Origin of the sequence: Streptomyces sp. NBC_01283, assembly GCF_041435335.1 — a bacterium.
Taxonomy (GTDB): Bacteria; Actinomycetota; Actinomycetes; order Streptomycetales; family Streptomycetaceae; genus Streptomyces.
In genome coordinates this window covers 6,774,930-6,794,282 of record NZ_CP108430.1, presented here as the reverse complement: position 1 = coordinate 6,794,282, position 19,353 = coordinate 6,774,930, and the positions used below count along the sequence as shown (strand labels likewise).

Genomic DNA, 19,353 nt, shown 5'->3' with positions numbered 1-19,353 from the left:
CTAAGCGCCCCTCATGACTCGCCGGTGGCTCAGGCCCGGAAGTCGTCCGCGTGGTCCCCTGCCCACTCGGTGAAGGTCCGCGCCGGTGTGCCCGTCACCGTCTCCACCGTGGAGGTGATCTCCGGCGCGACACCGACGGTGGCGGCGAAGGCCGCCAGGATGGCCGGCAGCATCCCCGCGGGGACGTGCGGGAACATGTCCGCGGTCACGTCCTCCGGCGGCACCTCGACGAATTGCAGGTCGCGCCCGAGTGCCTGCCCGATGGCGTGTATCTGCTCCTCGGTCGACACCGCGGCGGGCCCCGTGAGGCGATGGGCGAGACCGCGGTGCCCGTCGTCCAGCAGGGCGCGGGCGGCGACGGCGGCGATGTCGGCCTCGTGGATCGGCGCGGTCAGGGCTCCCGCGAAGGGGCCGCGCACGGTGTCGCCCGCGCGGATCTGCTCCGCCCACTGGAAGGAGTTGGTGGCGAAGGCGTTGGGCCGCAGGAAGGTCGGGGCGAGACCGCTGCGGCGCACCCGCTCCTCCAGGTCCGCGTGCATGACGTAGATGGGGTTGGTCTCGTCGGCGCCCTTTGCGATGATTCCCGACGACAGCATGACGACGTGCCGGACGCCGCCCTCGCGGGCCGCCGCGAGGACCGCGTCGCCGTGCTCGCCGACGGCCGCCGCGTGCAGGAACAGCGCGGACGCGCCGTCGAACAGCGGGGCGAGGTCCGCGGGTTCGGCGGCGGGGTCGAAGCGCGCCGCCTCGGCGCCGGTGGGCAGGCGTGCCCGCAGCGGATCGCGGGTCAGCGCGCGGACGGGGGCCTCCACGGCGGTGAGCTGGGCGGCGAGGGCGCGGCCCACGTTTCCGGTGGCACCGGTGATGACGATCACTGCGGGCTCCTGAGGATCTCGTGACGGATCTTCGAGCCTAGGCGGGCCCGCGGGCCCGCGCGATCGTCGGCTGGGACCAGGTCCGCATGGGTCCCCGGACCTAGTCCCCCTAACCGGCGGGACGTTAGACCCCCGTCGCCTCCCTCACCCGCAACGCCCGTGCCAGGTCATCCAGTTGGTCGGCCAGCTTGCGGCGCAGGGCGGGGATGAGGTCGGCGCCGCGGAGGCACTCCTCGCCCAGGCGGAGCGTCTCGGCGTCCACCGCGGATGCCGGGAAGGCCCACCGTCCTGCGACGTCGGCGATGGCGGGGCCGCGCCGGGCGGCGACGGCGACCGCGTCCTCGTAGTAGCGGGGGATGTACTCCCGTACGAGATCGGCCTGTTCGGGCTGCCAGAAGCCCTGGGCGGTGGCGGTGAGGAGGTAGTTGGAGAGGTCGTCGGAGGCGAACATCGCCTCCCACGCGCGGCGTTTGGCCTCCGGGTCGGGCAACGCGGCACGGCAGCGGGCCGCGCCCTCCTGGCCGGTGGCGCTGGGGTCGCGCTCCAGCTCGGCGGCGATCGCGGACTCGTCGGCGGTGCCCAGGACGGCGAGGCGGGTCAGGGCGCGCCAGCGCAGCTCGGGGTCGAGCTCGGGGCCGCCGGGGACGGTGCCCTCGGAGAGCCACTCCTGGAGCGGGTCGGGGCGCGTCGCCACGTCGATGAAGCCGCGCACGGCGGTGAGCCGCAGGCCCGGGTGTGAGCCGTCCTCCGTGCGCCGGATCAGGTCGCGGCACAGTTCGGTGAGGGTGGTGAGGGCGACGGCCCGCCGCTCCGGGGTCAGGAAGCGGCCCGCGATGTGGGTGGTGGCGAAGGCGAGGACGCCCTGGACGAGGGCGAGGTCGGTCTCGTCGGGCAGATGCGCGCGGGCCGTCTCCAGGTAGGTCATGCCGTCGAGTTCGCCGTCGCGGACCATGTCGCGCAGGCTGTTCCACAGGACGGCGCGGGTGAGGGCGTCGGGGACGCGGGAGAGGCTGCGCAGGGCCGTCTCCATGGAGACCTCGTCGAGGCGGATCTTGGCGTACGTGAGGTCCTGGTCGTTCGGGACGATCAGGGCGGGGCGGCCGCCGTCGCGGGGTGTGTCGGTCCCGGTGTGCGGGACGTCGCTCTCGTAGCGCTCGCGCAGGACCAGGCCCTGGGTGTCGGTGAGGTCGCGGTCGTACACGCCTACGGCGATGCGGTGGGGGCGGCTGCCGTCGCGGTCGACGGCCAGGGTCCATTCGCGGGCGTCGTGCGTGACGGCCGGGGTGAGGGTGTCGACGCCGGTGGTGCGCAGCCACTGGTCGGCCCAGGCGTGCACGTCGCGGTCGGTGGCGTGGGCGAGGGACTCGATGAAGTCGGCGAGGGTGGCGTTGGAGAACTTGTGCCGGGCGATGTGAGTGTTGATGCCGGCGAGGAAGTCCTTCTCGCCGAGCCAGGCGACGAGCTGGCGCAGGGCGGACGCGCCCTTGGCGTACGAGATGCCGTCGAAGTTGAGCATCGCGGAGGCGGTGTCGGGCACGGCGTCCGGGTCGGGCGCGACGGGGTGGGTGGAGGGGCGCTGGTCGGCGTCGTATCCCCAGGACTTGCGGGCGACGCCGAAGTCCGTCCAGGTGTCCGTGAAGCGGGTGGCCTCGGCCGTGGTCTGGAAGCCCATGTACTCGGCGAAGGACTCGTTCAGCCAGATGTCGTCCCACCATCGCAGGGTGACGAGGTCGCCGAACCACATGTGGGCCATCTCGTGCGCGATGACCATGGCGCGGGTCTGCCGCTCGGTCTCGGTGACGGCGGAGCGGTAGATGAACTCGTCGCGGAAGGTGACGAGCCCGGGGTTCTCCATCGCGCCCGCGTTGAACTCCGGGACGAACGCCTGGTCGTACGAGTCGAAGGGGTAGGGCTCCTCGAACTTCTCGTGGTAGCGGTCGTAGCAGGCGCGCGTCACGTCGAGGATCTCGTCGGCGTCGGCGTCCAGGAAGGGCGCGAGTGAACGGCGGCAGTGGATGCCGAAGGGCAGGCCGCGGTGTTCGGTGTGCACCGAGTGCCAGGGGCCCGCGGCGACGGCGACGAGGTACGTGGAGATCAGCGGGGTGGCGGCGGCGCGCCAGGTGCCGCCGCCGACGTGCTCGGTGACGCCGTTCGCGAGGACGGTCCAGCCTTCGGGGGCGGTGACGGTCAGCTCGAATACGGACTTCAGGTCGGGCTGGTCGAAGGCGGCGAAGACGCGCTGTACGTCCTCCATGAACAGCTGCGTGTACGTGTACGTCTCGCCGTCCGTGGGGTCGGTGAAGCGGTGCATGCCCTCGCCGGTGTGCGAGTAGCGCATGGCCGCGTCGACGCGCAGTTCGTGTTCGCCCGCGGTGAGCCCGGTGAGCGCGAGCCGGTTCCCGTCGAGGCGCGCCGGGTCGATCGCCTGCCCGTCCAGGGTGACGGAGCGCAGCTCGGCGGGCTTGACCTCGACGAAGGTGTCGACCGTGGCCGCGGGCTCCCCGAGCGCCGTGAACCGGATGACGGTACGGGAGTCGAAGGTCTCGGTCCCGCGGGTCAGGTCGAGCTCGACCGTGTACCGCTGGACCTCGATGAGCCGGGCTCGGGTCTGCGCTTCGTCGCGCGTCAGGACGGACATGGGTCCATGCTGCCTGATCCCCGCGCCGGTCATGCGGGGTGCCCGGACATCGGGGCTCAGCCCTGAGCGATGCCGCGGGCCCGCGTCACGACGACTTGGCGATCGTCTCGTGGTGGCGGATGACCTCCGCGATGATGAAGTTCAGGAGCTTCTCGGCGAACGCCGGATCGAGCTTCGCGTTCTCCGCGAGCTCGCGCAGGCGCGCGATCTGGCGGGCCTCGCGGGCCGGGTCGGCGGGCGGCAGGTGGTGGTTGGCCTTGAGGTGGCCGACCTGCTGGGTGCACTTGAAGCGCTCGGCGAGCATGTGGACGACGGCGGCGTCGATGTTGTCGATGCTGTCGCGCAGGCGGGACAGCTCGGCGGCCACGGCTGCGTCCGTGGCGTCTGTGGCCCCGGCGCCGTTCGCGTCACTTGTGTGGCTGGTGGTCATGGTCGACGAGCCTACGTTGCCGGTCCTTCGCCGCCGACGGCGGAAGAGCGCAAAATCGGCGGGTGGTCCGGGTCGGGGATCTGCTGCGACCAGCCGCCCGGGACGGCACGCCCCTGCTGCTCGCGGAAGCGGACGGGTGCCGTGCCCACGCGGCGTGTGAACAGCCGCGAGAAGTACGCGGGGTCGTCGTAGCCGACGCGGCGCGCGACGGCCGCGACCGGCAGTTCCGTGGCGGCGAGGAGTTCCTTGGCGCGGCCCAGGCGGATGCCGAGGAGGTAGTCCTTGGGGCTGCAGCCCGCGCCCCTGCGCACCGCCGTGCGCAGCTCCGCGGGTGTCATGCCGTGCCGTGCCGCGTGCTCGGCGACGGAAAGTGGCTGGAAGGCATCGCGGGCCAGTGCCTGGAGGACGGGGTCGCCGTCGGGGGCGATGTCGGCGCGGGCCCTGCGCAGCGCGACGAGGAGTTCGTGGACGGCGGCGCCCGTCTCGACCTCCAGGAGCGGGTTGCCGCGGCGTGCGGCGCGCGCGATGCGCCCGACGGCGGCCCGCGCCCCGGTGGCGTCGGAGAGCGGCACCACGGGCCGGCTGGGTTCTATGTAGCCGAGTTCGGTGTACGTCGCCGTGGCGGGCCCGGTGAAGTCGACGAAGCACTCGTCCCAGCCGCTCTCCGGGTCGGGCCCGTAGTGGTGGCGCACTCCGGGGGTGAGCCAGATCAGCGCGGGCGCCGTCACCGTCGTGCGCCGGCCGTCGGGGCCCTGGAACCAGCCGCCGCCCGCGCTCACGACGACCGCGACGTGGTGGTCGAGGGTGCGCGGGCCCACGGTCGGCAGGAGGCCGTGCTGCAGGCCGACGCCGAGGCAGGCGAGGCCGAGGCGGTGGTGGGCCGGGCTCGGCGTGAAATACCGCATCCACGTGTGGTACATCCGCTGATGCCCCTTTCATCCGGGCCGCGGCCCGCTCGCTGCGTCCAACCCGCCTAGATCTTTGTCCATGGACCCTGCCGCCCGCCAGAGGTGATCGTGGCGGAGCAGTACGTGAGCGAGAGGGACACGATGAACGGCTTCAGGGTGGGCGAGGACGATTTCGAACTGGACGGGCGGCCCGTACGGCTGCTGTCCGGTGCGCTGCACTACTTCCGGGTGCACGAGGCGCAGTGGGGCCACCGCCTCGCGATGCTGCGGGCGATGGGGCTCAACTGCGTGGAGACGTACGTTCCGTGGAACCTGCACGAGCCGCGCCCCGGGGAGTTCAGGGACGTGGGGGCGCTCGGTCGCTTCCTGGACGCGGCGCACGAAGCGGGCCTGTGGGCGATCGTCCGGCCGGGCCCGTACATCTGCGCCGAGTGGGAGAACGGCGGGCTTCCGCACTGGCTGACGGGTGCGGTGGGTCCGCGGGCGCGGACCCGTGACGCGGAGTATCTGGGGCATGTGGACCGCTGGTTCGGCCGCCTCCTGGGGGAGGTCGTCCCGCGCCAGCACGACCGGGGCGGCCCGGTGGTCATGGTGCAGGTGGAGAACGAGTACGGCAGCTACGGCTCGGACCAGGTCTACCTCCGTCATCTCGCCGATCTGCTGCGCGCCGAGGGCGTCACCGTGCCGCTGTTCACGTCCGACGGCCCCGAGGACCACATGCTGACGGGTGGGTCCGTTCCCGGCATCCTGGCGACGGCCAACTTCGGCTCGCAGGCCCGTGCGGGCTTCGAGACGCTGCGCAGGCACCGTTCCAAGGGGCCGTTGATGTGCATGGAGTTCTGGTGCGGCTGGTTCGACCACTGGGGCGCGGAGCATGTCACGCGGGGGGCCGCCGACGCCGCGGACGCGTTGCGCGAGATCCTGGAGTGCGGGGCGTCGGTGAACCTCTACATGGCGCACGGTGGCACGAACTTCGCCGGGTGGGCGGGGGCGAACCGGGGCGGTGGCGCGCTCCATGACGGTGTCCTGGAGCCGGACGTCACCTCGTACGACTATGACGCGCCCATCGACGAGGCCGGGCGTCCCACGGAGAAGTTCTGGCTCTTCCGCGAGGTGCTCGCCGCGTACGCGGACGGCCCGCTGCCGGAGCCGCCCGCGCCGCTGCCTGCGCTCGGGGAGTCCGCTCGGGTCGCCCTCACGGAGTGGGCGCCGTTGTCCGCGGTCATGGAGTCGCTCGGCGGTCCTCTGGCGGAGTACGCCGTGCCGCCCACCTTCGAGGAGCTCGATGTCGACCGCGGCCTGGTCCAGTACACGGTGACGGTGCCGGGCCCGCGGCGGCCGTATCCACTGCGGGTGCGGGGGCTGCGGGACCTGGCCGTGGTGTACGTGGACGGGGTGCGGGCCGGTGTCCTCAGCGAGGCGGAGCCGGCGCTCCCCGAGCCCGTCGCGGGGCACGCGCGCGTGGAGCTCTGGGTGGAGTCCCTGGGGAGGGTCAACTACGGGCCGCGGACCGGGGAGACGAAGGGCATCACCGGCGGGGTGCTGCACGAGCGGCAGTATCTGCACGGGGTGGCGGCCAGGGGGCTGCGGCTCGACGCGTTCGACGTGCCGTCGGCCGTGCGGGGCGTTCCGGCGTCCACAGATGCGGCTGCGGGTCTGCCCGGCCTGTACCGGGGCACGGTGGAGGTGGCGGGGCGGCCGGGGGACGCGGTCGTCGAACTCCCTTCCTGGAGGCGGGGGTTCGTCTGGGTGAACGGCTTCAATGTGGGCCGCTACTGGTCGGTGGGCCCGCAGGGTTCGCTGTTCGTTCCCGGGCCGGTGCTGCGGGAGGGCGTGAACGAGGTGTGGGTGCTCGAGATGGAGGGGGCGGGTGCCGGGGAGCTCTCGCTCTCCCCGGTCCCGCGCATGCCGTAGGGGCCGTAGGGGACTGGTTGAGCCGGAGAGGCCGCGGAGGGCCTCTCCGGCTTCTTCATGGCGTCTTGGAGGGCGCCTCAGATCTCCCGTACCTCGAAGGCGTCGAGGGTGAACTCCGCGGTGCCGTCGTCCCCGCTCTTGCGCAACCCGACCCACGCCTCGCCCTTGGCGGGTGCGGTGAACTCATAGGTCAGGACGGTGGGTTGGGTCGCGACGGGCAGCTCCTTGCGGTCGGTCTCGCGCGCCGCGGGCTCGTCGACGGCGGTGATCCACGCGTACTGCCCCGCCTTCTCGTTCTCGTAGCGGAAGGAGACGCGGTAGCGCTTGCCCGCCTCGAAACGGACGGTGTGCGGGACGGTGCGGTAGACGAGCCCGGCGTTCTCGCCGCGGGACTTGAGGGACTGGGAGCCGTCGATGACGTCGTCGATGGCCTTGCCGTTCCAGCCGCGCTGCGTGTAGGGGGCGTGGCGTTGCGCGATGTGCGTGCGCGGGTCGGTGACATCCCCCGCGTCGCCCTTCACGAACGGCCCCCAGCCCTGCGGAACGTGCTCGAAGTCCTCGGCGGCGAGCTTGCCCTCCGCGAGTGAGCTGCCACGGGTGGCGGGGACGACGCGTACGTTGTCGAAGCGCACGCGCGCGTCGCCCGCGTCGGCCCGCAGTGTCAGCTCGACCGGTCCGCCGCCGTCGGGGACGGTGAAGGGCACGAACATCCGCTGGAAGCGGGTGCCGTGCTTGCGGTCGGCCGCCACGTAGTTGCCCGCCGTGGAGGTCTGCGTCCAATTGGCGGCGGTGACACCGTCGGCGGTGCGCACCTCCAGGGCGGCCCTGCGCTCGTCGCCGGCCTTCTCCCCGACCTCGACCTGTACGGAGGCGACGTACGCCCCCGCCTTCAGGCGGCGCAGCCGCTGCCCGACGGCGGCCTTGCCGCCCGGGGCGATGACGAGCTCGTGGTCGCCGAGTTTGCTGAGCTCGACGGAGGCGGGCCCGGAGACCTTCCAGCCGCGCAGCGAACCGGAGTTGAAGCCGGGGTCGTGCAGTGGGGTGGCCTGCCCCCAGCCGGGGTCGGGCAGCGCGGCGGCGCGTCGGCGGTAGAGGACGTAGGGCTGCTTGGCCTTGGCGTCGAGGGTGACCTTGCCGCCGCGCACCGGGACATCGGCGACGAAGACCCGGCCCTGGTCGGTGAGCCGGTACAGCGCGACCGTGGAGAGCCCGGACCAGCCGCGGGGCAGCCGCCAACTCCCCTTACCGCCCTGGGGGTTGTAGTGGTAGAGCTTGGCGGGGTCGGTGGCCTTGCGCGGCTCCCAGGGAAGCAGATAGCTGCCCCCGTCGTAGACGACACGGCCGTCGGTCACGATCCGGCGGGTGCCGCCCGTGTCGGAGACCGTCGTCGCGCTCTCCCCGAAGAAACTGATCTCGTGCTCGCCCCAGGACTTGATGGGATAGGCCTGGAGATACTTGGCGGGCAGTGAGTCGGTCCAGATCAGATCGTAGAAATACGACCAGTCCGTCTTGCCGACCCAGCCCTCGAAATTGCCCATGCGGGCAATACCCAGAAGGGTCGGCCATTTGTCGGCGAAAACATCCTTCTGGTGATTCCGGACGAAGCGGATGAGCCGGGAATTGATGCCCCGCGAGGTATCGGGACCGTAATCCGTTTCCGTCGCCCAGTGCGACCAGACGGACGAGCGCTCGAAGCCGTGCCCCCACTCGCTGGTGACGATCCAGCCCTGCTCGCGCAGGGTGCGCTGCAACCGGTCGGAGGTCCATCCGGACTCGCGGAACACGTCGATGTAGAGGGCGTTGAGCGCGCCGTCGGCCTCGTCCCGCAGATCACCGAACCGCTGGGCGATGTCACCCGAGACCAGGTCGCGCCGCTGATCGATGCGATAGCTCTGATCCAGCCAGTCCCACTGCTCATTGCCCTTGTCGACGAGCTTCTCGGAGAAGGCGTTCGCGACGGGATAGGACTCCGTGGCATTCACATGCACGCTGAAGTCGCTGTTCCACTTCTTGCCTTCCCTGACCAGGGTGTTGAGGTCGTCGAGGCCGCCCGCGCGCGTGTTGTAGTTGCCCGCGTAGTCGGGGTGGGCGGAGTCGTGGCCCTCGGACTGGTAGCCCTTGAGCAGCGTGTACTGCCGCAGGCCGTCCGTGGCGAGGTGGATCCGCTTGACGTTGTCGAGGGTCGCGAGGAACGGATTCGTGGCCTGCGAGGCGAAGTTGAACGGGATGTGCGGGACGACGCGCAGATGCTGCTCGTCCGCGCCGAGCGGCTTCACCATGATGTCGCGGAACGCGATGGCGGCGTCCTGCCAGTCGACCTTGCCGTCGCCGTTGCGGTCGCCGGTGATGACGACGGTGGCGTACGGCAGTGGTTCGGTGTCGCCGACGGCGGCGGTGGCCGCGCGGTGCGTCCACTGGCCGGGGGCGAGGCGGGCCTCCACGTAGCCGCTCTTCCTGACGGTCTCCCGCCGGAGCCTGCCGTTGTCCCAGGTGGTCCCGGCCTCGGTGGTGGGCTTGTCGTAGACGGTGTTGGTCTCGACGGCGCCGCCCAGCGTGTCGTGCGCGACGACGGCGTAGGCGCATCCGGTGGCCGCTTCCGCCGCGGTGTCCGGGGTCGGCTTCACCTCCGTGTCGCCGCTCTTGGCCTTGTCGAGCTGGACCTTGGCGGCGAGGAGGGTGGCGCCCGGCTGGTCGCTGCGTACGGCGAGGAGGGTGAGCCCGGGGATGCGCAGCGTGCCGACGCGCAGGGCATCGGTGTCGTCGATCTCCGTCACGCGCCAGTGCACCTGGCGCCCCTTGAGGGCGATCTCGACGGTGAGGGAGGTGCCGCCGCCGAGCGCCAGGACGTATGCGACGCGGTCACTCCCCTGGTGGGTGACGGTCACCGTCGGGGTGTGCGGGACGTCGTCCACCAGCAGCGTGGTGACGGCTTCCGGCTGTGCGTGCAGGACCGCTTTGGATGCGCGGTCCGTGTACGAGACGACGCGGGGGAAGTCGGTGGCGACGCGCACCTCGAGGTCGGCGGAGCGAAGGACGGCTTCGCCCGCCGCCGCGGGCCGCGCCGACGCGGCTGCCGCGCCCCCGAGGCCGACGGCGGCGCCGACCCCGGCCAGCGCGCCCGTGGCGACTACGGCTCTGCGGCTTGGGCCGGACGTGTCTGACGGCTGCATGGCACCCCTCCGTGGGACGGATCTCGGTGCGGTCACCCTGCGCCGGAAGGGACGGGTGCGCCCATGGACAAAGGGGAGGCAGGTCTTGGACTAACGGGGGTCCGCCGCCGGGGGGTGTCCGCCTCGCGGGGCGGACCGTGCCGACACGAACGCGGGGCCGGACCAGTGGCTGGTCCGGCCCCGCGTACAGCGAGAACTCAGAGTTCCGACGCCGCCTTCTCTATGTCACCGGCGAACGTCGACACCTCGGTGTAGACCCCGGGGAACTTCGGGCGCGCACAGCCGTTGCCCCAGCTGACGATGCCGACCTGGACGTACTCCCCGGCCTCGTCCTTGCGGAACATGGGGCCGCCGGAGTCACCCTGGCAGGTGTCCGTGCCGCCCTCCGCCAGGTTCCCGGCGCAGAGCTCCTCACCGGGCGTGAGGTCGGCGCCGTAGGCGGCCTCGCAGTCGGCGTCGCTGATGAAGGGGACCTTCGCCTTGAGGAGGTAGCGCTGCTGCTCGCCGCCCTCCTTGTCGGCGCCCCAGCCGGCGATGTCGAAGTCGCCGTTGTTGAGCTTGTCGTCCTTGGCGATCTTCAGCGTGGGCTGGTCGATGGGCTTCTCGAGCTTGATGAGCGCCCAGTCCTTGCCCTTGCCGTTGTAACCCGGCGCCTGCAGGACCTTCGTGGACTTCACCGTGATCGCGTCGGGGCTCTCCAGGTCCACGACACCACCGGTGGCGGTGATGCTCGTGTTGTCGCCCGAGCCGTCCACGCAGTGGGCGGCGGTCAGCACGATGTCCTTGGCGTACAGCGCGCCGCCACAGCCCATCGACAGACGGACCATGAACGGGAATTCGCCCTGCTCGGCGGGGGTGCCGCCGACCACGCGCTCACCCGGGGTGGGGCCGGGGTGAGGGGCCGCGGAGGCGGCGACGGGCTGGAGACTGACGGTGGCGAGGGCGATGGCACCGAGGGTGGCGGCTCTCTTGACTCCACGCAGCTTGGTGTTCAACGGGCTTCCCTTCGTGGGGGGTTCGTGGGGGGTACGCGCGACGGCGGCCCCGCTGCCTCCCCACGACGAACGCGAGAATGGCATGAGCCCGCCAAAGCGTTGTTGCGGATTATGGAGATCAGTGTCCGCATAGAGCAAGGGGCGGTTTTCGGCCAGCAGCCGTCACGGCGCCCCATCCTGCCGACGAGGACCGGCCTTACAGTGGAGGCGGGTTGAAGACGTCTCCTGGGGGTGCCGGCATGGCGGACGGCGGGCCGGTGGTGCACGGCTACCCCCATCTGGAGACGGTGCGCTCCGCGATCACCGCGCTCTACAAACGCCTGTCGTACGACAGCGTCCACACCTTCGACGCCAGCATCGCCCCCGCCGACGTCGCCTTCTCCGACCAGGACGACCTGTACCTGGGCGTGCAGCGCGTGGCCCGCGAGATGGTGCGGCACCTCCGGCTGCCGGACGCCCGCATGATCGTCGGCTTCCGGGAGATGGAACACGCGGCGAACGTCGAACTCACCGCGGGGCCCGAGTACTTCATCGAGCTCAACGACCGGTTCCGCACGCATCGCAGGGACATCGGCGCGGCGCTCGCCCACGAGGTCATGCACGTGTATCTGCACCGGCTTGATCTGACGTTCCCCGGCACGCGCGACAACGAGATCCTCACGGACACCGCCACCACCTATCTGGGCGCGGGCTGGCTCCTCCTGGACGCCTACCGCGAGGACGGCGCCTCGTCCCAGAAGCTCGGCTATCTCACGCCGGAGGAGTTCGGGTACGTCCTGGCCAAGCGGGCCATCGCCTTCGGTGAGGCGCCGGAGACGTGGTTCACCAGCGCCCAGGCGTACACCGCCTATACGAAGGGACTCGCGCAGGCCAGGCGCGACGAGCAGCAGCCTCCGCTGACGGCCGCGGGCTGGACGGGGCGGCGGCGGTACGCGAAGGACCGGCGGTACGCGCTGGAGCGCGGCCCGGATGGAGCGGGGGTCTCCGGCGCCGGGGGCGGGGCGTACTCGTTCTCCCGTGGACCGGCCGGGGCGGAGCCGCTGCGGGTCTCGTTCCCCTGCCCGACGTGTCAGCAGCGGATCCGGCTGCCTGCCCGGGGGCGGATGCGGGCGCGGTGCACGTTGTGCCGGACGGTGCTTGAGTGCGATACGTGAGGGCGCGGCGCGTTACGTGAGGGTGCGTTCGCGGGGCTTCGCGGAGGCCTGGCCCCAGTGGCCGGGGCGCTCCAGGGACGGCGGCAGCTTCGTGTCGGCGTCGCCCTTCGCCGCGTTCACCTGCGACTGCGTCAGGAAGATACTGCCGGTGAGGTCCGCGCCCCGCAGGTCCGCGTCCCGGAAGTCCGCGCCGATCAGATCGGCCCTGCGGAGGTCGGCGCCACGGAGGTCGGCGGCGATGAGGTAGGCACCGCGCAGGGTGACGCCCCGGAGATCGGCGCCTCGCAACCGGGCGCCGAAGAGGTCGGCTCCTCGGCGGTCCTTCTTCTTACGGCGGATGTCCGCGCGCGCGAGGTCGCTGGTGCGCAGGAGGAGGACGTTGACGTCCTCACGGTGCGCGGCGACGTCCGTCGCGGCCACGGCGGCGGGGGTGCCCTGGGTGAGGTGCTCGGTCCTGTCCAGCGCGCGCTGGAGATCCGCCCGGATCGGGAGGGTCTCGGGAAGGGTGAGCGCCTCGGTCAAGTACCAGAGCAGTTCGTGGAGTTGGCGCATCACCGGGAAGACGTCGAACATCTGGCGGGCGCTGTCGGGGTCCTGCCGCCAGTCGGTGCCGCCGTAGGTCTCCTGGGAAACCTTCTGTCCCGCGCCGAAGCAGTCGTAGACCGTGCAGCCCGAGAAGCCCGTCCGGCGCAGCTTCTGGTGGATGCCGCAGCGGAAGTCCTGCTGGAGGTTGGTGCAGGGGGTGCCGGCCGCCTTGTCGACGGGAAAGTCCGCGGACTTGGAGAAGGTGAGGGCCACGCAGCAGAGCCCGAAGCAACTGCCGCAGTCGGCGCGCAGTTCCGCCCGGTCGTCGCGCTCGACGAGGGGAAGCACCTGCCGCTCGCCGGATTCCGCCCGGGGCTCCATACGGCTCGACTTCTCAGACATCAGGGCCTCCCTCGGGGCAGGTTCCCCACCCGCTCCAACCATCCGCCGCTACGGGGCAATCGGGTGGGGGGGGGTGGGAAAGGCCTGTTCGGTCAGGGTGAATGCGGGGTGATCAGGTGGACGGGCGGGAGAGCCACCCCAGCAGGGGCAAGGCGCCCCCGCCGGGGCACGGACTACGCGGCCCGGCGCCCCGCGCCCCCGCTGGGGCGCCCGCCGCCACGCCTGGCACGGCCACCGCCGGCGGCGCCGCCCCCGGCGGAAGGCCTGCCGCCACCCTGCGACTGGGACCTGGACTGGCCGCCCTGGGACTGGCCCCTGGACTGGCCGCCCTGGGACTGACCCTGCCCCTGGGAGGACGACTGCCCCTGCGGACGAGAGCGACGCTGGCCGCCGCCTCCCTGCCCGGCAGGACGACGGCGCCCCCGCTGCGGCGAAGCCTGCTGCTGCTGCGGAACCTCGACCACGACCGGCACCCCGGACGGCTCGCGCGCACCGGTGATCCGCGCCAGCTCCTCGTCCGTGGACTTCACGCGCGCCGTCTTCGGGCTGATCTCCGCGTCGGACATCAGACGCGTCATCTCCCGCTTCTCGTCCGGGAGGACGAGCGTGACGACGCTGCCGGACTCACCTGCGCGGGCCGTACGGCCGCCGCGGTGGAGGTAGTCCTTGTGGTCGGTGGGCGGGTCGACGTTCACGACCAGGTCGAGGTCGTCGACGTGGATCCCGCGGGCCGCCACGTTGGTGGCGACCAGCGCGGTCACCAGACCGGTCTTGAACTGGTCCAGGGTCCGGTTGCGCTGCGGCTGCGAACGGCCGCCGTGCAGACCCGAGGCCCTTACACCGTTGGCGAGCAGCCGCTTGGTGAAGCGGTCCACCGCACGCTTGGTGTCCAGGAAGAGGATCACCCGGCCCTCACGGGCGGCGATACGGAGGGCCACCGCCTTCTTGTCGGTCTCGTCGGCGACGTACAGAACGTGGTGTTCCATCGTCGTGACCGCACCCGCGGACGGGTCGACCGAGTGCACCACCGGATCCGTCAGGAACATCCGGACCAGGCGGTCGATGTTCTTGTCCAGCGTCGCGGAGAAGAGCATGGTCTGACCGCCCTGCTCGACCTGCTTGAGGAGCGCGGTGACCTGCGGCATGAAGCCCATGTCGGCCATCTGGTCGGCCTCGTCGAGGACCGTCGTCCGCACCTGCGAGAGATCGGCGTCGCCGCGCTCGATGAGGTCCTTGAGACGGCCGGGGGTCGCCACCATGATCTCGGCGCCGCGGCGGAGCGTGTTCGCCTGCTTGGTGATCGAGAGACCGCCGACCACCGTCGACATGCGCAGGTTCACGGACGTCGCGTACGGCGTCAGCGCGTCCGTCACCTGCTGCGCGAGCTCACGCGTGGGGACGAGCACCAGGGCGAGGGGGGAGCGCGGCTCGGCGCGGCGGCCCGCGGTGCGGGCGAGGAGCGCGAGGCCGAAGGCGAGGGTCTTGCCGGAGCCGGTGCGGCCACGGCCGAGGATGTCGCGGCCCGCGAGGGAGTTGGGGAGCGTGGCTGCCTGGATCGGGAAGGGCTCGGTGACGCCCTGCGCGGCCAGCGTCTTCAGGAGGGCCTCGGGCATGTCCAGGTCGGCGAACGCCTCGACCGCGGGCAGTGCGGGCGTGATGCTCTCGGGCAGCGCGAATTCACCGCCGACGGGCCTGGGCTTGGCACGGCCCGGCTTCTTCGCGGCGCCCTTCGCCTGGCCGCCGCCGGCCACCGGGGCCTTTCCGCGTGCGTTCGTGGAGCGCCCGCGGGCAGGACGTGCAGGGCGTTCGGAGCGATTCATACGGAAATGCCTTCCTGGACCTGGTGACAGCACAAGCCGGGACCCGCACCTTTCTGGTGCGGGCCCCGGCTATGAGGTTCGCGTGCTACGACGATCAGGCGGGAACGATGTTCTCGGCCTGCAGGCCCTTCTGGCCCTGCGTGACGTCGAAGGAGACCTTCTGGCCCTCGAGGAGCTCACGGAAGCCCGAGGACGCGATGTTCGAGTAGTGGGCGAAGACGTCGGGGCCGCCGCCGTCCTGCTCGATGAAGCCGAAGCCCTTTTCAGCGTTGAACCACTTAACGGTGCCAGTTGCCATGTCAATCTCCTCAACAGGGGCAGAGTAAGGAAAGCCACGGAATTGTGGATTCCAAGCGCTGCAATGACCCCCATCCCGGAGAGACCGGAAAAAAACAATAATGCGCCCTCGGAGCATTCCCGTCAGGCGCACATAAAGTTCATGGGTACCAAAACTGCGACGCATAAGCCTAACACGGACGAGGGACCCGTTGTTTCCGGGGCCCACGTGCCGCACGACACAAGGCCGCCCCCCTTGCGCCACCCGCCCCATCGCCCGCCGTGACAGCACGCGGCGCAGGCCCCTCCGAGGCGCCGCCGCTGTAACGCTCCGCCGGACAGCAACTAGACGTGCCTTCCCCCTGCCGGGACACCCCGCTACCTTCTGCCAAACAATCGCTTGGTTGATCGACGTGTGGCCATGGCGACCGCTCTCAAAGGAAGGCGGCCCGATGCGCATCACCCGAACCCGTACGGCGGTCGGAGTCACGGTCTCCGCGCTCGCGCTCGGCACCCTGCCCGTCTGGGCGGCCCACGCCGAGCCCGCCGCACCCGAGCGCGGCACGGCCCGGCACGCCCCGCACCACCCCCGCGCCATGGCCGACGGCGTGCGGCAGATACCTCTCCAGGGCGCCGTGAACGTAAGAGACCTGGGCGGCTACCGCACCTACGACGGCGAGCGGGTCCGGTACGGCCAGGTCTTCCGCGCCGACGCCCTGGCCAAGCTCACGGACGCCGATGTCGCCACCCTCTCCGGGCTGCGCCTGAAGAAGGTCGTCGACTTCCGGGTGCCCGCGGAGGTGCGGTACGACGGGGCCGACCGGCTGCCCGCCGGGCTCGCCGTCACGTCCCGGGCGATCAACGACAACGGCCTCTTCACGACGCTGATGACCGTGATCGGCTCCAGGGACCCCGTCAAACAGGAGGAGATGCTGGGCAACGGCAAGGCGGACGCCTTCATGCGCGCCGTCTACCGCACCTTCGTCACCGACGGCCCCAACCGCGCCCAGTTCGCGGCGACCCTGCGCGACATCGCCCAGGGCGGCAAGACGTCACCGCTGCTCTACCACTGCACGGCCGGCAAGGACCGCACCGGCTGGACCAGTTATCTGCTGCTGCGCGCCGTGGGCGTCCCCGAGAGCACCGTCGTCGATGACTTCCTGGCGTCCAACACCTACCGGGCCGCGTACGACGCGAAGGTGCGCGAGGGCCTGAAGCAGAGCGGCCTGATGCAGAACCCCGACCTCCTCATCCCCCTCCAGGAGGTCCGCACCGGCTACCTGGAAGCGGCACTGACCGAGGTCAAGGCGGAGTACGGCAGCCTCAGCGGCTATCTGACGAAGGGACTCGGGCTTGACGCACGGACGATTCTCGCGCTGCGGGAGCGGATGGTCGGCTAGGGCACGCGGCGCGGGAGGACGGCGGGGCTCAGGTGGTCACGATCCCCTGCGCCCGCGCCGCCGCGAGCCAGGCCGGGAACTCGCCCACCAACTGGTCGTACAGGCGGTCGTCGGAGACGGTCCGGGGGTCGTGCCCCGCGTGGAAGAAGCCCGCGTTGTCGACGGCACGCTTGGCGGGGACAGCGAGGTCGTCGAGCTTGCGGAGGTAGTCGAACTGCTTGCTCTTCGCGTCACCGAAGCCGATGAACTGCCAGAACAGCGGCAGCTTCGACGCCTTGCACAGATACCGCTCGGCGGCGAGCTTGTTGATGGGGCCGCCGTCGGTCTGGAAGACGACCAGGGCGGGCGCGGTGGAACCGCTGTCCACGTAGTGGTCGATGACGGCGTCCATCGCCAGGTGGTAGCTGGTCTTGCCCATGTGACCGAGCCCGGCGACGATCTCCTCGATCCGCCCGTGGTGGCGGTCGAGGGCGATCTCCGTGACGGCGTCGACGTCCGTGGAGAAGAAGACCGTGGGCACGTTGCCGTCGTCGTCGAAGTGCGCGGACAGACCGAGGACGCGGTCCGCGAGGGCCTGGACGGTGCCGTCCTTGTAGTACGGCTTCATGGATCCGGAGTAGTCGACGACGAGGTAGACGGCGGCGCGTTCGCCCTCCAGGCCGTACTTGCGCAGGCTGACCCCGGCGGACTTGTAGAGGCTCACGAGCGCGGGCGCCGCCTCTTCCACCTTGCTCAGGCTGATCGCCGGTCCCATGTGCGGCTCCACTCTCCCGTCCGTCCCAAAACGCCGAGCGTACGGGAGAGGCGGGTGGCGTGACGTGATCTCTTACGGACTGGAGGGCAAGGCCGTACTGATCACCGGTGCGGGCCGTGGGCAGGGTGCGGCGGAGGCGCGGCTCTTCGCCGAGGCCGGGGCGCGGGTGGTGGTCACGGACGTGCGCGAGGAGGAGGGGCGCGAGGTCGCCAAGTCCCTGGGCGAGCAGGGCCTTTTCGTACGTCATGACGTCACGGAGGCGGAGAGCTGGGCGTCGGCCGTAGCGGCCGGGGTGGCGGCCTTCGGCCGCCTGGACGCGCTCGTGAACAACGCCGCGCTGTGGCGGACGGCGTCCGTGGAGAAGGAGACGTACGAGAACTTCGAGACGCTGATCCGGGTCAATCTCCTCGGCCCGTTCCTGGGCATCCAGGCGGTGCTGCCCGCGTTGCGGGACGCGGGGGGCGGCTCGATCGTGAACGTCTCGTCGACGGCGGGGCTCGTGGGGATACGGGGGCATGCGGCTTACGGGTCGACGAAGTTCGGGTTGCGGGGGCTGACGCGGAGCGCGGCGCTGGATCTGGCGGAGTATGGGGTGCGGGTCAACTCCGTGCACCCCGGGGCGATCGACACTCCGATGATCTCCTCGGCCTCCGCCGGGCGGGACTGGTCGCATCTGCCGCTCGGCAGGGTGGGCCGCCCCGAGGAGGTCGGGGAGCTGGTCCTCTTCCTTGCGTCGGAGGCGTCGTCGTACATCACGGGGGCGGAGTTCGCCGTCGACGGCGGGTCGACGGCGGGGTAGGGCGGGCCCTGCGGGGCTTTCCCCAATCCCACCCCTTCCCGAAACCGTGGGGCTCCGCCCCTGGACCCCCGAAAGGATGAGGACGAACTCGGCGAAGCCGGTGATGACGGCAGCCAAGGCCCCCGCACCGGCGGGTTTTCGGGAAGGGGCGGGGTTGGGGAAGAGAAATCGCCCTTACCCCACCTGTTCCTGGAACGCCGGCAGCTCAAAGATCCGGGTCTTCGCCTCGTCGTCCATCAGTTCCACCAGCGGCATGACCAGGTCCCACAGGTCCTGCTTGTCGACCTCCCGGGCGAGCGCGTCCAGGTCGGGCGCGGGCAGCGCCCCGGCCGCGTCCGCGACGACCTTCCGGGACTCCTCCGGCAGCAAGCCCACGAGCGGCAGGAACTCCGCCCAGAGCCCCGTCGCCACCACCGCCCGCACCACCCCGCCCAGCACCTCGGCATCCCGCAGGGAAGGGAGCACGGCGACCGCCCGGCGCTCCTCCTCCCCCAGCAGCGCGACCAGCGGCAGCAGCGACTCCCACAGGTCCTGCTCGCTCACCGTCACGACCAGGGAGTCGAGTTGCTCCTGCGGGCGCGCCGCGGCGAGCGAGGCGATGCGGCCACGCTGCTCGCCCGTCACCATCCCGGCGACGGCCAGCGCCTCCGGCCACAGGCCCTCCCCCGGCGCCGAGGCGATGACCGACGCGAGCCGCTCCGCGCCCATCAGGTCGATGATCTGGCCGAGCCGTCCGGGCACGTCGATCATGAAGCCGGTCCGCAGGACGGCGGCGTCGTCCACCTGCGGCAGGATGCGGCTCAGTGCGGAGTCGCGCAGGTAGCCGACGAAGCGGCCCATGGTCAGGTGGTCGCCGCGCTCGGCGAGCGCCACCGCGATCCGCACCACCAGGCCCTCGTCGAGCCGGTCGACGATGCCCTTGATCTTGCGCGGGTCGAGATGCCCGCACGACTCCGCGGTGAACGGCACCGGCAGCTTCTCGATGATGTCCGCGGCCCGCGTCGCTTCCAGGCGCCCGGCGACCCCGGCGGCGAGCCGCGGACCCAGGGCCTTCTGCGAGATCGCGGCGGCGACCCCGGCCGGCACCAGCTTCGTCGCGGACGCGATCCGGTCCAGCATCTCGGGCGTACGGTCGAAGAGCGCCGCGACGCACTGCTCGCGGAAGCGGCGTACGTCCTCGACGGGGAGGGTCCGCAGGAACGCGAGCCCGTCCGGGTCCACGTCCAGAAGACGCGCGATCTTCAGGGTCTCCGCCCTGCTCCGCAGCTTGTCCATGGCCTGTCCCCTCTTCGT

The 19,353-nt window shown here is 71.3% G+C and carries 15 protein-coding genes; 4 read left to right on the top strand and 11 right to left on the bottom strand.

The genetic code is table 11. From position 1 onward, the window contains the following. Nucleotides 1–29: 29 nt before the first annotated feature. The 4 genes from OG302_RS30745 to OG302_RS30730 all read right to left on the bottom strand — a co-directional run bounded on the left by OG302_RS30745 (nt 30) and on the right by OG302_RS30730 (nt 4,863). On the bottom strand, nt 30–875 hold the full coding sequence (locus tag OG302_RS30745) for an NAD(P)H-binding protein (protein WP_371529738.1): 846 nt from the start codon (nt 873–875) through the stop codon (nt 30–32). A 124-nt stretch (nt 876–999) separates the two neighbouring features. Then, nucleotides 1,000–3,513 carry an aminopeptidase N gene (gene pepN, locus OG302_RS30740; protein WP_371529737.1) on the bottom strand — a complete coding sequence of 838 codons (2,514 nt, stop codon included), beginning with the start codon at nt 3,511–3,513 and terminating at the stop codon, nt 1,000–1,002. A gap of 85 nt (nt 3,514–3,598) precedes the next feature. Beyond that, the gene (locus tag OG302_RS30735; RefSeq protein ID WP_361826696.1) at nt 3,599–3,943 is read right to left on the bottom strand and encodes a chorismate mutase; all 345 of its coding nucleotides are present in this window, start codon (nt 3,941–3,943) and stop codon (nt 3,599–3,601) included. Between the two features lie 11 nt (nt 3,944–3,954). Next, the gene (locus OG302_RS30730; RefSeq protein ID WP_361826698.1) at nt 3,955–4,863 is read right to left on the bottom strand and encodes an AraC family transcriptional regulator; all 909 of its coding nucleotides are present in this window, start codon (nt 4,861–4,863) and stop codon (nt 3,955–3,957) included. A gap of 129 nt (nt 4,864–4,992) precedes the next feature. On the opposite strand from OG302_RS30730, the gene OG302_RS30725 reads away from it, so the two are divergent. Beyond that, the gene (locus tag OG302_RS30725; RefSeq protein WP_371750283.1) at nt 4,993–6,765 is read left to right on the top strand and encodes a beta-galactosidase family protein; all 1,773 of its coding nucleotides are present in this window, start codon (nt 4,993–4,995) and stop codon (nt 6,763–6,765) included. A gap of 77 nt (nt 6,766–6,842) precedes the next feature. On the opposite strand, the gene OG302_RS30720 is transcribed toward OG302_RS30725, so the two are convergent. Next, the gene (locus OG302_RS30720; protein WP_371529736.1) at nt 6,843–9,935 is read right to left on the bottom strand and encodes an endo-alpha-N-acetylgalactosaminidase family protein; all 3,093 of its coding nucleotides are present in this window, start codon (nt 9,933–9,935) and stop codon (nt 6,843–6,845) included. A 197-nt stretch (nt 9,936–10,132) separates the two neighbouring features. Further along, the gene (locus OG302_RS30715; protein WP_361826704.1) at nt 10,133–10,930 is read right to left on the bottom strand and encodes a serine protease; all 798 of its coding nucleotides are present in this window, start codon (nt 10,928–10,930) and stop codon (nt 10,133–10,135) included. A 239-nt stretch (nt 10,931–11,169) separates the two neighbouring features. On the opposite strand from OG302_RS30715, the gene OG302_RS30710 reads away from it, so the two are divergent. Beyond that, nucleotides 11,170–12,084, top strand: coding sequence for a hypothetical protein (locus OG302_RS30710; RefSeq protein WP_371529735.1), 915 nt, complete (start codon nt 11,170–11,172; stop codon nt 12,082–12,084). A gap of 12 nt (nt 12,085–12,096) precedes the next feature. Here OG302_RS30710 and OG302_RS30705 read toward each other — a convergent pair whose 3' ends face one another. The 3 genes from OG302_RS30705 to OG302_RS30695 all read right to left on the bottom strand — a co-directional run bounded on the left by OG302_RS30705 (nt 12,097) and on the right by OG302_RS30695 (nt 15,129). After that, on the bottom strand, nt 12,097–12,990 hold the full coding sequence (locus OG302_RS30705; protein ID WP_371750282.1) for a pentapeptide repeat-containing protein: 894 nt from the start codon (nt 12,988–12,990) through the stop codon (nt 12,097–12,099). Nucleotides 12,991–13,184: 194 nt separating this feature from the next. After that, a complete protein-coding gene (locus OG302_RS30700) occupies nt 13,185–14,831 on the bottom strand; it encodes a DEAD/DEAH box helicase (RefSeq protein ID WP_371529734.1) in 1,647 nt (548 codons plus the stop codon). Nucleotides 14,832–14,925: 94 nt separating this feature from the next. Continuing rightward, a complete protein-coding gene (locus OG302_RS30695; protein ID WP_160504463.1) occupies nt 14,926–15,129 on the bottom strand; it encodes a cold-shock protein in 204 nt (67 codons plus the stop codon). Nucleotides 15,130–15,559: 430 nt separating this feature from the next. Between OG302_RS30695 and OG302_RS30690 the strand changes: the two genes are divergently transcribed. Beyond that, the gene (locus tag OG302_RS30690) at nt 15,560–16,507 is read left to right on the top strand and encodes a tyrosine-protein phosphatase (protein WP_371529733.1); all 948 of its coding nucleotides are present in this window, start codon (nt 15,560–15,562) and stop codon (nt 16,505–16,507) included. 28 nt (nt 16,508–16,535) lie between these two features. Here OG302_RS30690 and OG302_RS30685 read toward each other — a convergent pair whose 3' ends face one another. Further along, a complete protein-coding gene (locus tag OG302_RS30685) occupies nt 16,536–17,261 on the bottom strand; it encodes a VWA domain-containing protein (protein ID WP_371529732.1) in 726 nt (241 codons plus the stop codon). 67 nt (nt 17,262–17,328) lie between these two features. On the opposite strand from OG302_RS30685, the gene OG302_RS30680 reads away from it, so the two are divergent. Beyond that, on the top strand, nt 17,329–18,060 hold the full coding sequence (locus tag OG302_RS30680) for an SDR family NAD(P)-dependent oxidoreductase (protein WP_371750281.1): 732 nt from the start codon (nt 17,329–17,331) through the stop codon (nt 18,058–18,060). A gap of 174 nt (nt 18,061–18,234) precedes the next feature. Here the strand turns inward: OG302_RS30680 and OG302_RS30675 are convergent, their stop codons facing one another. Beyond that, complete coding sequence (locus tag OG302_RS30675; RefSeq protein ID WP_371529731.1) at nt 18,235–19,335, bottom strand: hypothetical protein; 1,101 nt, start codon at nt 19,333–19,335, stop codon at nt 18,235–18,237. Nucleotides 19,336–19,353 lie beyond the last annotated feature (18 nt).